This is a genomic window from Shewanella sp. UCD-KL12 (assembly GCF_001957125.1).
GTDB lineage: Bacteria > Pseudomonadota > Gammaproteobacteria > Enterobacterales > Shewanellaceae > Shewanella.
The window spans coordinates 420,095-435,704 of the sequence record NZ_MPHJ01000001.1 but is presented as its reverse complement, the minus strand read 5'-3'; the positions used below and the strand labels follow the sequence as shown (position 1 = coordinate 435,704).

Annotated in this window: 11 protein-coding genes; 5 read left to right on the top strand and 6 right to left on the bottom strand. The window is 43.0% G+C overall.

The window, feature by feature from the left end; all coding sequences use genetic code 11:
* Positions 1–23: 23 nt before the first annotated feature.
* Positions 24–1,847 carry a S8 family serine peptidase gene (locus BM736_RS01900; RefSeq protein WP_076407975.1) on the bottom strand — a complete coding sequence of 608 codons (1,824 nt, stop codon included), beginning with the start codon at positions 1,845–1,847 and terminating at the stop codon, positions 24–26.
* A gap of 417 nt (positions 1,848–2,264) precedes the next feature.
* Between BM736_RS01900 and BM736_RS01895 the strand changes: the two genes are divergently transcribed.
* A complete protein-coding gene (locus BM736_RS01895; RefSeq protein ID WP_076407973.1) occupies positions 2,265–2,936 on the top strand; it encodes a DUF2461 domain-containing protein in 672 nt (223 codons plus the stop codon).
* Between the two features lie 181 nt (positions 2,937–3,117).
* Here BM736_RS01895 and yqfB read toward each other — a convergent pair whose 3' ends face one another.
* The 3 genes from yqfB to BM736_RS01880 all read right to left on the bottom strand — a co-directional run bounded on the left by yqfB (position 3,118) and on the right by BM736_RS01880 (position 5,132).
* Positions 3,118–3,450, bottom strand: a complete 333-nt coding sequence (gene yqfB, locus BM736_RS01890; protein WP_076407971.1) for a N(4)-acetylcytidine aminohydrolase — start codon at positions 3,448–3,450, stop codon at positions 3,118–3,120.
* Positions 3,451–3,594: 144 nt separating this feature from the next.
* Positions 3,595–4,122 carry a GNAT family N-acetyltransferase gene (locus BM736_RS01885; RefSeq protein ID WP_076407969.1) on the bottom strand — a complete coding sequence of 176 codons (528 nt, stop codon included), beginning with the start codon at positions 4,120–4,122 and terminating at the stop codon, positions 3,595–3,597.
* 176 nt (positions 4,123–4,298) lie between these two features.
* The gene (locus tag BM736_RS01880; RefSeq protein ID WP_076407967.1) at positions 4,299–5,132 is read right to left on the bottom strand and encodes a leucine-rich repeat domain-containing protein; all 834 of its coding nucleotides are present in this window, start codon (positions 5,130–5,132) and stop codon (positions 4,299–4,301) included.
* Between the two features lie 449 nt (positions 5,133–5,581).
* Between BM736_RS01880 and BM736_RS01875 the strand changes: the two genes are divergently transcribed.
* From BM736_RS01875 to BM736_RS01870, 3 genes are all read left to right on the top strand, one after another.
* Positions 5,582–6,907: an RsmB/NOP family class I SAM-dependent RNA methyltransferase gene (locus tag BM736_RS01875; protein WP_256717731.1), complete on the top strand. Its 1,326-nt coding sequence runs from the start codon at positions 5,582–5,584 to the stop codon at positions 6,905–6,907.
* 231 nt (positions 6,908–7,138) lie between these two features.
* The gene (locus BM736_RS25105; protein WP_179079001.1) at positions 7,139–7,315 is read left to right on the top strand and encodes a hypothetical protein; all 177 of its coding nucleotides are present in this window, start codon (positions 7,139–7,141) and stop codon (positions 7,313–7,315) included.
* 242 nt (positions 7,316–7,557) lie between these two features.
* Positions 7,558–10,710, top strand: a complete 3,153-nt coding sequence (locus BM736_RS01870) for an NAD(P)-binding protein (RefSeq protein WP_076407965.1) — start codon at positions 7,558–7,560, stop codon at positions 10,708–10,710.
* Between the two features lie 379 nt (positions 10,711–11,089).
* On the opposite strand, the gene BM736_RS01865 is transcribed toward BM736_RS01870, so the two are convergent.
* Both BM736_RS01865 and BM736_RS01860 read right to left on the bottom strand, forming a co-directional pair.
* The gene (locus BM736_RS01865; RefSeq protein ID WP_076407963.1) at positions 11,090–12,757 is read right to left on the bottom strand and encodes a diguanylate cyclase; all 1,668 of its coding nucleotides are present in this window, start codon (positions 12,755–12,757) and stop codon (positions 11,090–11,092) included.
* A 511-nt stretch (positions 12,758–13,268) separates the two neighbouring features.
* On the bottom strand, positions 13,269–13,808 hold the full coding sequence (locus tag BM736_RS01860) for a YfaZ family outer membrane protein (protein ID WP_076407961.1): 540 nt from the start codon (positions 13,806–13,808) through the stop codon (positions 13,269–13,271).
* Positions 13,809–14,132: 324 nt separating this feature from the next.
* Between BM736_RS01860 and BM736_RS01855 the strand changes: the two genes are divergently transcribed.
* Positions 14,133–14,612: a glutathione peroxidase gene (locus tag BM736_RS01855; protein ID WP_076407959.1), complete on the top strand. Its 480-nt coding sequence runs from the start codon at positions 14,133–14,135 to the stop codon at positions 14,610–14,612.
* Positions 14,613–15,610: the final 998 nt, after the last annotated feature.

The following is a 15,610-nucleotide window of genomic DNA, read 5'->3' as shown; positions in this document are numbered from 1 at the left end:
CTATTCGGGAGAATGGATAAAGTTTAGAAAGTCACAGTCTGCTCTGCTGTACAAGTAGATGTCCCTTCATCACAGGCTTTATAGGTATAAGAACCACCGCCTTTAGAAGAGATACTATCGGTATAGGTTGAGCTTGCTGATGTTGTCGCTATCATGCTGCCATCACGATATACATCGACATTGCTGCCAGCAGCGCCGCTGAAGCTTAAGTCGACCTTCTTAACACCTTTACTCTTATAACCATTTGCACTCAAGGTGAAGTCACCACCAGGCTCAGTGCCACCGTCACCCGCACAACCATTAGCGGTTAAATAAGCATCCGCAGCTGCTGCTTTGACGATACCGTAACCGAAGTACACATCATTACCCGCTGCGCCACTATCCATCGCCGTAGCTTTGAGTGCTTCACGTATTTCACTACCTGTACATTGGTTATGGTTAGACCAAACGAGAGCAGCAACGCCAGATACTGCAGGTGTTGCCATTGAGGTACCACTCATAAAGCCATAATCAGAGGTACCGATATCGATAGCAATATTACTTGCTGCTATCAGTGCACTGCGATCTTCAAAGGTTGCACCAACAGCTGGAATGCTTGTCACATTCGTATCACCCAGCGTGCCGTATAACATACCCGGTTCATTGTTGATAATGACCGCGCCAACACCACCAGAGTTTTCACAATTTGCGACTTTATCGTGGAATGAGATCACGCCGCGGTCAATCACACACACATTGCCATTAGCACCGCTATCAGTCGCCTCAGCAGTTCCCATATAGTAGGTACTTCCGCTAACACTACCGGCATTTTCCATAGCAGAGCTCGCAAATGCTGCACCATCGGCAGTCATATTTGCCGCTGTAGCCATACCCGCTGGATAAGTAGAGAGCGTATCGACACCACCAGCTGTTACTTCAACACAGATGGTTTCATCCTCTTGTGCTCGCTTACCACGCCCAGAAGTACAGCTTGGGAACTGAGAGAAATCAGCGATATTATTATCAGCATCATTTGCACCAATCATCATCACTGATGGGTAACCTGCAGGATAGGAGCGAACATTATTACCATCATTACCCGCAGCTGCGACCACTAGACCACCAGCATCGACGAAAGATTGAAAGGCGTTCGACTCAGTAGAGTTCGACCCACCTCCTCCTAAACTCATACTAATGATATTGGCACCGGCTGCGCTACATAGATCGGCAGCATGCGCTAAATCAGAAGAATAGCCCCAACCGTCATCGTTAAACACTTTTATGATGTGCATATCCACACCGGGTGCCATGCCCACTACCCCCACATTGTTATCAGCCGCCCCTATAGTACCTGCGACATGTGTACCGTGAGGTCCACCATGTTCATTCCAGTTCCCCGTACCAGAATCATTATCACCACTGATATTATTCCACTCAAAATCACTATTACTGGCGTCGAGTCCCGAATCAATCACACACACTTTCATGCCCGCACTTGCATTTAAACTAAGCTGATCAGCTTGTGACTGATACACGGCATAAGGGGTGATCTGTTGTGTCATGGGATTACCGGCATCGTCACTGTATGCTGACATCAACTGACGGCGTTGATCCGCTTCGACCAACTTAATATGCGGGTTGTTAAGCAATCCTTTCACTTGGGCCAGGTCTTTACCTGAGAAAGTTGCGGCGATAAAGCCATTACCATCAACATGAAGCTTGCCACCGAGTTGATTGGCTAGTGCTTTCACTACGCCTTTTTTGCTGTTATCCACTTGGATTATGTAACGTTCATCATCTGCCATTACGCTTGTAGACACACCCACGGTCAGGGCCATGATTGCGCCTGCAATTTTAGATAATTTCATGAGTTTCTCCGTTATATTTTTAGTATAGAGTTACTGTTGCTTGTCAAACTGTTGAACAATGAAGCTTCCACCATACTATCGGCTACGACTATCACCGTTGGCAGCGTTTTCGTTTGCTTCACGATCCCGAACCTAACAGAAGATCAAAACAACAACAAGCAAGCAACAAAAATTTAACGAATGTAAATTTAAACACCTTTCTCAGGTAAGTCACTCCTTAGGTAAGAAATGAACCCTAGCAACACCAGATATAAGGTATGAAGCGTTTTGGTACATTGATGCACGTCATTTTCAGCATCTGAAAAATATTCTTCCTTGCTACTCAGACCATCATAATTAGCTTCCGCTCCCCCCTCCCAATCTCGTCAGCCCTGTGCTAATTTCCTTAACATTATTCTTGATTTAGATGTTGACCTTATGTTTACACCCAAAAGCTTTTCATTTCTTAAACAACTTGCCACTCATAACGACAGAGAGTGGTTTAAAGCAAATCAAGCCCAATACGAAGATGAAGTGCGTACGCCAGCACTCAAGTTTATCGAGGCGATGCAGCCTCACATTCTGGCACTCTCCCCTCGATTAAACGCAACGCCTAAAAAGGTGGGGGGGAGTTTAATGCGACCTCAACGTGATGCCCGCTTCAGTAAAGATAAGACCCCTTATAAAACCAATGTGGGTATTCAATTTCGCCACTTTCAGGGTAAAGATGTTCATGCTCCGGGTCTTTATCTACATATCGCCAACGAAGGTTGCTTTTTAGGAGCAGGAATTTGGCACCCAGACTCAAAAGCGCTAAATAAGCTGCGCACTTGCATAGATGAAAACCCCAATGCTTATAAAAAAGCGCTAGTTCAACTACGAGAAGCTGGTTTTGAGATGGAGGGCAGCAGCTTGATCCGTCCGCCAAAAGGATACGACAAGACTCACCCCATGCTCGATGAGCTAAAACGCAAAGACTTTATCGCCATTAAGGCTTTTGACAATAAACAGATCACAGATAAAGACTTTGTTTCATGGTGTGCCAACGAATTTAAACAGACACAAAAGCTGATGGCATATCTGTGCTTTGCATTAGATCTAGACTATTAAGAAGTACCTTGGAAATAAAGGCATCATGAAGTTAATCGAGCGTATTACCGACTTGGTCTTAGGTTCGTATTTATGAATGGAACGGTGCAAATTGGCAGAGAAATATCCTCCTCTTCAGATTTAAGCGAAGAGGAGTTTGCTAAGCAGATTAGAAAAATTGTGTCTAAATAACTTTCTCGATTTAATCAATAGTTGATTTAACCAACTTATAAGAGATCACATAGAGCTGCTCAGTATTGGGATACACACCTCTGATAATCTCTTTAAGCTTGGGCAGCTCAAGGTATTCTTGCTGGGCATGAAATTCATTAATTTCACTAAATAGAATTGGCTCAACCGACTCTATCTCTATATCACAAACCTTAACGTTCGTTTCTAAGGTAAAAACCTCGACTTGGGTGCCCGGTACATAATGGCACTCTGACTCATCGCGAATCGTGATGGTCTTTTTCCCCGAGGCCACAAATGGCGTCAGTATTTCAAAAAAGCTAATGCTTGTTGGTATCTCTTTCATTGTCACTGCCACTGTAATTATGAGCACTCAATTTCTTAGGTAATAAATAGTACAAAGCTGGCCTGCTGAGCATATCTCGCTCAATAAGGGGCTAATATTGCCCTCCCCTGGATAATAGACATCACCCCAAGCATAAAGCGTTTATCATGAAAAAGCCTGATGATAGTGTACAACACCAACAGGAACTTCAGTCTCCCCTTCACTGAGTATTTTAACCATAAAGTATTCAGCTGGCACGCCTTCAAGTATCAAGTTTGCGTCAGCATAAAACCCAAAACGCTTGTAATACTCAGGCTCACCAAGTAGGACAACACCTTCAGCCCCAAGCGCTGCTACCTCCTCCATACCCGCTCTGATTAGCTGACTGCCTATTCCTTTTCCTTGATGAGCAGGGCTCACAGATACCGGGCCTAAGCCAAACCAGTTATTTTCAACAATATCACCATTAGCTTGAGCGATAGTTACAGGTGAAAAAGCGATATGACCAAGAAGGCCTGTATCGTCTTCAGCGATAAGCGAGACAGACAGTACGCCACTTTCACGAAGCTTTTGAACAATCAGGTGCTCTGTAGGCTCAGCGCCAGGAGCATGATGTGGATGGTTCTCAAACGCTTGGTAGGTTAAGGCAGAGATTGCCCCGTTATCTGATACGTTTTCGGGTCTAATTTTCATAGAAGGCACTCATTTAATGGAGCACTCTCCTTAATAGAGCGCTCACTTAAGCTAGTACGGATGAGACAATTTAGATAAAGCTCCCCCTGTACATAACTTCAAGAAATATTAGCCTGTCTATTACTTACCAGGCTAATATTTACCAAGCTAATATTTTCAAAAGTTATGGCTCAAGGTTACTCGCTTACAGAGATACCTTCATCAACTTCATAATCATCTAATGCAGGATTGTTACTGATATTAAGCTCAGTTAACGGGTTACCTGTAGCCCAAAGGGCTCTCAGTTTCGGGTTATTGCTAACGTCGATACTCGTTAGCTTATTATCCGTTACATGTAGCTTTGTTAACTTAGCATTTTTGCTCACATCTAGTTTAGCTAATTGGTTATACATCAAGCTTAAACTATTTAATTGGCCGCTATTACTCACATCAATATGGGTTATCTGGTTACTCGTCAAACCCACCTGGATCAGCGCCGGATTATGGCTAAAATCCATTGAAGTAAACTGATTCTCTTTGGCCCAAAGATACTTAAGCTCTGTGTTATGACTCAAGTCTAACGCTTTAAGGTTATTAGCGACAACACCGATATTAGTCAATTCAGGGTTATGACTAAGGTCAAGGCTCGCCAATTGATTAAAAGCAAGATTAAGCTCTTTCAACTTACTGTTTTGACTAAGATCTAACCCAGTCAATTTAGAGGAGGTAATTGAAACATCGATAAGCTCAGAGTTATGGGTCAGATCAACTTGAGTTAATTGAGGACCCGATACCCACAGGGCTTGCAGAGCAGGGAAATACTTAAGCTCTTCAACCTGATTAACTTTCATCTGACGACAAACCAATTTAGTAATCGCGGCAGGGTCTTGTACTTTTTGAGCTAATACACAGCTCTTAAAGTTATCATCCTGAAAAGGGATATCATTGACATTTTGGTACTGCGTTGCAAAGCAACTGCTACTAACAGCCAGAGCTAAAGCGCCCATAACTAGCGGTTGTTTATAATCCATTTTGTGACTTAATCCTTCAATCGAAAATGTAAATAAAAAGTAATAAAAACAATCTGTAACTTACTATTTAATAGTACCTTTTATAAACGTCACAATTCAATATTCCAATCGAACCTTTACTCAATGATTAAGGTTATTGATACCTAGATCTTCATTTTTACGTTTGAGATTAAAAACACACAATAAGCAGAGTCATACCAGTCTAATGAAATATATAAGCTTGCCACTGAGCAAACCAATATCCACCAGCATATAAAATACTAACCAGCTTGATTCCAAGCAGCCCACATCTGTTATAATCCAGCTCAGATAAATACACCGCTAGATAACGACCCATGGGCAACGCCTTGAACACAAGCCAAGCAGAACAAACGACTGACTCAACGGTTAATGACCATCTCACAAGCGTGGCATTTTTAAACGAGCTTAAAGCTAGCTCATTTGATGCTATGAATGCTGAGACTCCCGCGCAAAAACGTGCCCTTAGCTACGCCAATACCATACTTCAACTATTTACTGAGGTGATGGAAAAGAAGCAACCAGCTGACCGGGTTGTAGGTGAGTACTTCAGAGTCAATAAGAAACATGGCTCTAAAGACAGGCGCGTTATCCGCGAGAGCTTGTTTGCCCTGTTTCGTTGGTGGGGCTGGTTAAAGAAGTTCAGCACAGAAGGTAAGAGTTGCGATAATCAAGTCGCTTGGTTCACTATGCTGACAGTCAATGCACGCCTTGAGTCCCACTCGTGGGAAGCCTTTATTGCGGCATGGTCAGGATTTGCAGATAAAGAACAAGCCCTCGCACTTGAAAGCGACACGGCTTTAGCCTCTGTATCGGCAAAATGTGATTGGCTCAATCATCAGCTTCCCGCTTTGCGCTTTACTACCGATGAACTCGTGCCAGAGTGGTTTTGGCAAACTTGCAAGATTGATAATACAGAGCAACGCTTAACTATGGTTGAAGCACTGTCTTCACGCCCACCTATCTGGGCAAGAGTGCAAAACATTGATACTGATGAAGCTATTGAGAAGCTAGCGAAGCTGGATATCGTCGCGACAGGCAGTGACTACTTTAGTGACAGCATTAACTTAGGCCACAAGAGTCTCAATCTCAACGGCCTGTCACTTTACCGTGAAGGAGAACTTGAGATCCAAGATCTTGGCTCTCAGGTCGTTGGCCAGATTTGTGCGCCCCATGCTGATGAACACTGGTGGGACACCTGTAGTGGTGCTGGCGGCAAAAGCCTACAACTCAGATCGCTTATGTTACGCCAAAATAAACGTTCAAACGGGACGATAGTCGCTTCCGATGTGCGCCGAAAACCCCTTGAAGAACTCGCAAAACGCGCAAAGCGGGCAGGGTTTAGCGGCATATCAACATCTGCTTGGAAATCCGATGAACTGCCAGTTGCGCATAAACATTTCGATGGCGTGCTTGTTGATGCTCCCTGTAGTTGTACTGGGACTTGGCGACGAAACCCGGATATGCGCTGGATAGATGCTGTTAACTCAGTAAATGACAAACCTGCTCTGCAGCTAGATATCCTTAGCCGTTCGAGTCGAGCTGTGCGAGATGGCGGTACATTAGTCTATGCAACTTGCTCACTGTCGCCTTTAGAGAATGAAGATGTGGTTAATGCCTTTTTAGCGCAACATACTGATTTTAAATTGGTCAGTACGACTCACCCCTTTACAGGTATTGAGGACACTATGCATACTGTGATACCAAATCAAGCCAATACCGATGGGATGTTCGTCGCTAAAATGAAGAAGTCATAAAAGTATTAAAAATACTTGCTGATAATAGGTTTATCAAATGGCGGCAGTTTGTCGCCTTTCTCCCTTTCTCCCTTTCTCCCTTTCTCCCTTTCTCCCTTTCTCCCAATCTTACCGCTATGAAAAAGAGCTCAACGACCAGCGCTCATAATCATCGTCATATTAGTGTCACTTAGGCTGTTTATTATGCTGTAAACCATTTAATTTTTTACAATCAAAGCGGGACATACAGCGATGAACACCTCTAACTTCTACGATAATGATGACTTACTTTGGGACAGTGAAATAGAGCAAGCTGACATGAGTAGAGATAAGCAGAAAAGTAAGCGTAATAAACATAATCGTAAGCAGCTCTCAGATCAAAAACGTCAACAGTTTGATCAAGATTCACACGCTCAACAATGGTTATAAGACAAGGCTTAGGTTCTCAGCGTTAATGCCTCGAACCTAAGTTATCTATTCATCAGCGAGTATTTAGCTGCCTAAAAATTTGTAAAATAGTCAAAATCTTCATAGTCTTATCCTATCTTATATTTAAGTTAATACCCTCAATACAAAAATTAGAAACTCAAAACTCAGATACAAAAACATAATGTAAAACAGCATCCGCTCGAGATGTTCACTTAAGTTAGGCCACAAAAGGAATATAGGCTATGGAACAACTTCGCCCTGATTTTATCTATCCTCCCGGATCTATGTTAATGCATTCCCCTTTAGTACTGAATAAGGCGGATATGTATGGTTTTTTCATGAAAGGCAAACAAGCCAATCTACAAAAATCTATCGATACCTGCCTAAATCAAGTCGCAGGCAGCAGTATGTATTTTAGGGTGTTATCACCTTATGTATTAACCAGCTTTACTCGTGTCGACAAAGCTTACTCTGAATTTCCAGAAGATAGAGATAAAGGTTGGATCCAAGAAACCGATATCATCACTTGGATCATGGTCGGCAGGCAAAATAGTGCCGACAGTGACGATATCAGTCATGTGTACTTTCATCCCCTGTACACTTTCGTCAATGACTCTATGGCACTGATCAACGGCCGTGAGCTGTTCGGCTACCCCAAGAACATGTGCGAGTATGAGATGCCCCAGCCGGGTGAGCCACTTACTAAGCTCAGTCTGTCAGCCAAAAGCTTTAAAACCTTTTCGCCAGAAACTGAACTGGCGATGCACCCTTTACTGTCTGTTGATTGTGAAGCAAAAGAGGAAGATCAGCTCACCACTGTTGAAGCCATTACTAAAACCTGGCAGCTCTTTAAAGATCAAACCGATTTTATTCCAGAGCTCGACAGACTCGGTGAAGATCAACTCTTTAGCCTACTCTTTAAGCCCGCTATCGATCAGATATTTCTTAAGCAGTTACCCGACTCAGCTGGCCAAAAAGCCGTTTATCAGGCGATTACCGCCTCCCCAGCGACAGTCAAACAAGTACATTCTCTGTCACTGTTGGAAAACGACCTGTTAGCGACAGTGTTCGATAACGCCAGTTTTCCGCTCAAAGAGTCATTGGGTGTCGAACTGGGCGAGCAAAATGTATTGCTTCCCTATCATGTCAATTTTGACTTTGAAGTCCCTCAAGGGGAGGTCTTAGTCGATAACTCAGTGCTTAAAAAGGAGAAAATTGCTGTGCTTGGTGGAGGAGTCGCCGCAATGACAGCGGCAATGTGCCTCACAGAGCAACCGGGCTGGCAAAACAAGTATGATATTGATGTCTATCAACTCGGTTGGCGGATTGGCGGAAAAGGTGCCAGTGGCCGTAACGCCGAGCATGGCCAGCGAATTGAAGAACACGGTCTGCATATCTGGTTCGGTTTCTACCAAAATGCCTTTAGCCTGATGCGCCAGGCCTATGAAGAGCTTGACCGCCCAGAAGATGCTCCCCTTGCGACCTTCTTAGATGCCTTTAAGCCCCATAGCTATATTGTACTGCAGGAAGATGTGGGCGGTGAGTCTGACAGCTGGCCAATTGAGTTCCCCCTCAGAGAGGGGATCCCAGGCGACAGCACCGAAATCTTAACCCTTTGGAAAGTGGTTAAAGCTGCCTTCAGCTGGATTCGAGAGTGGCTCAAGGAGATGGATGATCTACTCGATAACGCCGAAAAAGAGACCGCAAAGCCTGTGCACTGGTTTAGCGAAGATTGGTTTGAAACCCTTAAGGATAGGATTGAAGATTCAATTGAAGACACCATAGAAGATACCAAAGAGAGCTTAGCCTCCCTTGGGGATTCAATCGAGTGCCATATCAATCAACTTGTAGGCCGTGAGTGTGACGAGCATGCACATAGCCCTGATGAAGATGATGAGGGCTTTATCGAGTCAGCCGTTGATAGTTTTCGTGCTCGCCTGGAGGAAAACTTTGTCGAGAAATTAGAGACCAATGATGAACTGCGCAGACTTTATATCGCCTCAGACCTTGGCCTAACCATTCTCAAAGGTATGTTTGCCGATGGGGTATTTAAGCACGGTTTCGATGTCATCAATGATTATGATTACCGAGAGTGGCTCACTAAACATGGTGCAAACCAAACCTTTACCGTCGACTCCGCGCCAGTAAGAGGGTTTTACGATCTTGTCTTCGCCTATGAGAAAGGCGACTTTAGCCAGCCCAATGTCGAAGCTGGCACCATCATTCGCTCTATGCTTAGAATTGCTCTGTGTTATCAAGGTGGTGTGATGTGGAAGATGCAGGCTGGTATGGGAGATGTCGTCTTTACCCCATACTACGAGGTGCTTAAACGCCGAGGGGTTAACTTCCACTACTTCAATCAAGTGGATAACCTAGTTTGCAATAACGGCAGCATAGAAGGCATTGAGATAACCGAACAGGTTAAACTCAAAGAGGGGGTAGAAAGCTATAACCCTCTGGTTGATGTGAAAGGCTTAGCCTGCTGGCCAAGTACGCCACTTTATGAGCAACTCGATCCAATACAGGCACAGCTACTCAAAGACAATGATATTAACCTAGAGCACTTCTGGAGTAACTGGAGTGAGGTTTATCAAGCGAATATCGGCACGCCGCTACCGAAGAAGACATTAGTCAAAGGGCAAGATTTTGACAAGGTGATCTTTGGCCTTTCCATCGGCTCAGTCCCCCACGTTGCCAGTGAGGTGATGGCTCAAAGTGAGCCATTGACCAAAGCGGTAAAGAAGGTTAAAACCGTGGCGACCCAAGCTTACCAGCTGTGGATGAATGAAGATCTTGACGGCATAGGTTGGCAATACACGCCAGAGAGCGGAGAGGAGCCAGTCCTATCAGGTTTTACCGAGCCTTTCGATACGTGGGCTTCAATGGATCAACTGCTGGATAAAGAGGACTGGCATGGCCTTGAGCCTAAAAATGCCAGCTACTTCTGCTCGGCACTGCCTGTAGCGCACTACCCGCCTCGCTCTGATGTGAGTTTTCCAGAGGAAAAAGCCCTGCAAGCTAAAGAGGGCGCTATCGGTCAACTGAATACCCAGATCCACAAGCTTTGGAGTCATGTCGGCGACACCTTCCCTTGGCAATGGCTACACACAGGTGATGAAGCCAGCTCTGGCGCACAGGGAGAAGCAAGATTTAACAGTCAGTATTGGCGCGCCAATGTTGACCCATCAGAGCGTTATGTTATGTCGGTAAAAGGCAGCAGTAAATACCGTATCAATACTGACGGTACCGGCATAGATAACCTCTACATGACTGGCGACTGGATAAACACAGGTATTAACGCCAGCTGTGTTGAGGCGGCAACGATGGCCGGAATGCACACTTCAAAAGCGATTTGTGGCTACCCTAAGCTGATTAAAGGCGAGCAGGACTTTTAATCTAGGGCTAATTGACACAAGCAACCCGCTTTTTAGAAAGCGGCTTTAACGCAAAAAAGCTGACAGCATGCACTGTCAGCTTTTTTTCATCAAAATAGATCTTAGAGGAGTGTAATACCAATCGGTATAAAGACTTGCTCGCTCAGCGAGAGTTTAGCGCTTCTGAGGCAAGGCAACGAGTGAAGAGCATAGTTATTCTACGTTTAAGCTCGTTAACGCAGCATTCAGAAGCGCTAAAACTCGCCTTGTAGGAGCTTTGGGGGCTGCCTACTTCTTCGTTGAATAACCTCATAAGGGATCACCATTACATCACTTATTCGCCTTGAATTAGTTTGCCCCAAATAGCTCTGAGTAGATCAATTTCTTATACTGATTGGTATTAGCTTAATAACTCATTTTCGGTTAATGAAACAGATTGAGCTTGCTTCTCACGACGCTTTTCAGTCTTAACCTTATACATGTTTCTATCTGCGGTTCTCAGCCATTCACTGGCATCCCTCACTTCAGAGTTAACGGCATAACCATAACTGATACCAGTATCACGATAACCTTCCTGTTCTAGACTTTTTGAGAGCAGTTCTAATTGATTCACTAACGATTTAGTCTGCTCAGCGGATAACAAAATGACGAAGTTATCACTGCCAATTCTAAACAGTCTAGCTCGCTCATGGTCGCTGCATATCGACTTTAACTGCTTAGCAACTAACTTGAGTAAGCTGTCACCCTCTTGGTGTCCCAATGTGTGATTAACCTGAGTAATACCATCGATATCAATCAAAATAAGATGCTGTGCACGCTTAGCATTTTTACCTAATAACGCTGTTTGCATGTATTCATCAAATGCATGTCGGTTCTGCAACTGAGTAAGATCATCTTGCCGCGCTTTCTCCCACGCTATACCGAGTGTCTCAATATAGGTTTGGCGCTCCTCAGACAGGAGCTTAATCTTATTGGCTAATGCGAGAGAGAGTAGCAAGGCATCGGCAGTGCCGCCTACCAAGGTGGCGAGCTCTGCATATTCGATAAAGTCAGGCGTCAAACCTAGATTGCCCGGAAGAATAATAACTGCGGGCAGTAATAAGCAGGTAAAAGCAAAAATAAAGTAACGCGCCGGTGAAAAGCCCTTGATCAGGCAGACATTACCACAGGTGATCGCGAGACCAATCCATAACATGATTAAGACGGAGGCAATCAGTGCGGTATAAGAGACCAGATAAATACTGGTTGGCAAGGCGATAATACAGAGCCACATGAGATATTTACTTAGGCGCCAAAGCTTAGGTGAGTATTCAGGAAGCTGTAGAAAGTGCTTGTAAAACAGAATATTAAATATAGGCAAACTGATAAAAAACAGGTGGTGTAGCTCTAAATTATGATAACCCCACAAGTGAGAAGGAATATGAAAAGTCAGCGCCCAGCCAAAAAAGTACGACAGTACATACATACCATAATAGAGAAATGCACGGTCTTTAATCGAAAAGAAAATCAATAAGTTATAGCAAGCGATAAAGATCAGTCCACCAAGACATAGCATCACGGCCATCGCTTCAATATCTGCACTTTGCTTGTGCTCTACTAGGGGATTAAGCTCAATCTTTGGTATCGAAGAGAAATAGCGGCTTTCCATCTTAACGATTAACCAATATTCCACACCATTATTGAGCTCGACTTCACGGCCATAATCAAACAGAAACTCATAGGGGGCATAATAACCACTATGAGCATACTGCTTGCTACCGTCAGTCCCGATCACCCAATAATCAAGTGATTCAACGATTGAATTTCTGACACTAACAGCCCATCGGGTTTCTCTGTCATAAACAAATGTAGGCATCACTAGCCAATAGCTCCCGCCAGTTAAGCTAATACTGTCAGCTTTTTCTAACGTGGCCATCCAAGGAGTGACATCTGCATGCTTTGCAGGAGGAGTCTGTTCTGGCTTAGCAAAAAAGAGAAAAGATTGATCGAGTGAGGTGGCTGATAAAGCCTGGCTTGGGAACACCTGAACGATAACAAAAAAGAGTATTAAAAGTACTTTATGGATCATAGCATTCAGCCTTTTATCTAATTATTCGTTGACCCTTAGCCAACTATAAGCAGTAGGCTTAATGGAAACTCCCCTGATCCTTGGAGACAACCATTGCCAATACAAGCCATTAACATTTTAGATTCAAGTTTATTTACACGTAACGCAATATTCAATAGAAAACACTCACTTGGCGAAAAAATCATACCTTCCCGTTGAATAAATCGCCAAAAGTCGTTAGGAACTCATCATAACAGTACATAAAACTTGCGGAACTGAAACGAAAAGTTGTTTTTATTACAGGAAGTAAAAGAAGCAAAACTTGCAGGAGAGATGCCTTCCTTTGACTATAGCGTTCCTAAATACTTTCGAGTACCGCTACACATAAGTCTAGCCTACTCTGGCTACTTTGAATTTTAAACTTCTGAATCTCTGAAGCTGATATTGAAGGGGATATCTGTTGGTGGAGATAGCAGTGACTTAAGAGAGGATTGCACCTGACATTCAGGTGCAATATACAGCAAATGGTGAATTAGAAGCTGGCTTTGCCACCGATATAGAATCCACTATCGAATGTTGAGTTTTGCGAATTATCATACTGAAGACGAATATTTCGATAACCTGTGTACAAGGCTAAGCTTGGATTAAGCTGAAATTGAATCTTACTGTCTAATTCATACATCCCATCAACACTGCCAAACGAAAGTACTGATGGTGCATAGTAGCCAGATGCTTGAAATGACAGGTTTGAACCTAGTGCCATTGCATAACGGCCACCCACGCCAATAGCACTACCATTTGAGCTATTTTTAGCCCAAGCATAAGAGTATTTTGCGCCTATCTCAAAATGGTGGATACCTGCATCATGCGCTACGTGCATGGCACCTGATAATAAGCTCCCCCCATCATTTGAATAGATATAGCCTAGCGAAGCTGTAGCGTTATTCTGCAAATTTAGGTTCATCTCCGTCGAGATGACATCATCGTTAAGGCTGATACCAAAGTCGTTGGCACTTGCAGTCACTGAGATGCTTGATAGTAGGAGAACACCTCCCCATAATTTTGCTTTCATAATTGTCTCAATATAATCATTTTGAGCATGATATCAAAAACAATACGCACATCCAGTATCCATTTGTTTTAAAACAAGTTTAAAAACCAGTATCAAAACATTACCATTCCAAATCCCGATCAAGCTTAAACAATTGACAACATATCCCCCTTAAAGGAAACCTAAGCTACAGACTGCATCATTTCTTATAAACCTTCTCAGTAAAGCTAACATAGGAAGCGCAAAATTAAATTGCACACAATTCAATTGAGTTTATTTGCTTTCTAAGCTAAGATTCTGGCTAATAATCGATAACAGTATTAACTAATGCCTAGGGGCGAGATCATGACATCAATCTATGATTTTTCAGTAAATGACATACAAGGTAAACCTAGCTCTCTTTCTGAATATAAAGATAAAGTATTGCTAATCGTCAATACCGCCAGCGCTTGTGGCTTCACTCCGCAATATGAAGGTCTTGAGCAGCTTTATAAAAAACATGGTCCAGAAAAGTTCGTCGTTTTGGGCTTTCCTTGTAATCAATTTGGATCCCAAGAGAGTGGTAGTGAAAGCGAGATATCTACATTCTGTGAACTGAACTTTGGTGTAACCTTCCCACTATTTGAGAAGATTGAAGTGAATGGCGCCAATGCTCATCCCCTTTATGAATATCTAAAATCAGAAGCAAAAGGGCTCTTAGGTAGCCAAGGGATCAAGTGGAACTTCACCAAGTTCCTAGTTAATAGCGAAGGAAAGGTATTGACCCGTTATGCTTCTACAACAAAGCCTGAAGATATAGAAAAAGACATAGAGAAATTACTTTAACTATCAACACACTATATAAAAAGTAAAAAAAAGATAAAAAACATTGTCTATTTTTTGAACTTTTACTTTTTTAGGGCATCAAAGAATATGAACAGCGAAGAAGGTTTTCATGTTCATCATTCTCCCTGGGACTTCTAGCGCGGTCCCCTTGATCTTAAATGATCATCAGGCAGCCCTATCTTTAAACAAGAGTGGTGTTGCCCTTTTTTTGCCTGTTTTTCCCAGCTTAAAATTATTCAGCAATTTTTTTGCTAAAGAGTGAACTTTTTGGCTTAACTCGACTCATATACTATGAACCGAATTTCTGGCTTTGATTATCTTGCTCTAACCCAGTTTTAATCCAAGTCGTTTCACCGTTCATCATCATCTCCCTTTAGATACGCTTGGTATCTAGTGGAAACCGTTATCGACTGCTAGCGCTAATTGATATGTCAGTTTCCAAGTAAAGATTCTTAATTAGAATTGTTGTGGCTCCACTTATTTAAGTTGGAGCCATTTTTTTATCTGTTTTCTCTCTTTCTTCTCACTTTTTTGATCGTTTTTTCTATTAAGAGTGAACTAATTCAGATTTGATGACTCTGACTCTATGTAGCGAGTGCTACATGTTTTCATCATGGTTCATCACCTCCCCTTAGGACGCTCACTTGAGCCTCCAGATGAAGATTAAATTGCCTGCTAGCGCTAAGYAGTTTGATACTTCATTACAGATTCTGAATTAGAATTGTTGTGGCTCCACTTATTTAAGTCGGGGCCATTTTTTTATCTATTTTTTGATCCTTTATCGATAATTTTTACCAGTAAGAGTGAACTAATTCAGATTTAATGACTCTGACTCTATGTAGCGAGTGCTACATGTTTTCATCATGGTTCATCACCTCCCCTTAGGACGCTCACTTGAGCCTCCAGATGAAGATTAAATTGCCTGCTAGCGCTAAGTAGTTTGATACTTCATTACAGATTCTGAATTAGAATTGTTGTGGCTCCRCTTATTTAAGTCG

What these genes read in the sequence shown, in the direction of transcription:
- yqfB (WP_076407971.1), bottom strand. Translation starts at nt 3,450, where the DNA reads ATGAAAGAGATACCAACAAGCATTAGCTTTTTTGAAATACTGACGCCA.
- BM736_RS01870 (WP_076407965.1), top strand. Translation starts at nt 7,558, where the DNA reads ATGGAACAACTTCGCCCTGATTTTATCTATCCTCCCGGATCTATGTTA.
- BM736_RS01900 (WP_076407975.1), bottom strand. Translation starts at nt 1,847, where the DNA reads ATGAAATTATCTAAAATTGCAGGCGCAATCATGGCCCTGACCGTGGGT.
- BM736_RS01885 (WP_076407969.1), bottom strand. Translation starts at nt 4,122, where the DNA reads ATGAAAATTAGACCCGAAAACGTATCAGATAACGGGGCAATCTCTGCC.
- BM736_RS01855 (WP_076407959.1), top strand. Translation starts at nt 14,133, where the DNA reads ATGACATCAATCTATGATTTTTCAGTAAATGACATACAAGGTAAACCT.
- BM736_RS01880 (WP_076407967.1), bottom strand. Translation starts at nt 5,132, where the DNA reads ATGGATTATAAACAACCGCTAGTTATGGGCGCTTTAGCTCTGGCTGTT.
- BM736_RS01875 (WP_256717731.1), top strand. Translation starts at nt 5,582, where the DNA reads ATGAATGCTGAGACTCCCGCGCAAAAACGTGCCCTTAGCTACGCCAAT.
- BM736_RS01895 (WP_076407973.1), top strand. Translation starts at nt 2,265, where the DNA reads ATGTTTACACCCAAAAGCTTTTCATTTCTTAAACAACTTGCCACTCAT.
- BM736_RS01860 (WP_076407961.1), bottom strand. Translation starts at nt 13,808, where the DNA reads ATGAAAGCAAAATTATGGGGAGGTGTTCTCCTACTATCAAGCATCTCA.
- BM736_RS01865 (WP_076407963.1), bottom strand. Translation starts at nt 12,757, where the DNA reads ATGATCCATAAAGTACTTTTAATACTCTTTTTTGTTATCGTTCAGGTG.
- BM736_RS25105 (WP_179079001.1), top strand. Translation starts at nt 7,139, where the DNA reads ATGAACACCTCTAACTTCTACGATAATGATGACTTACTTTGGGACAGT.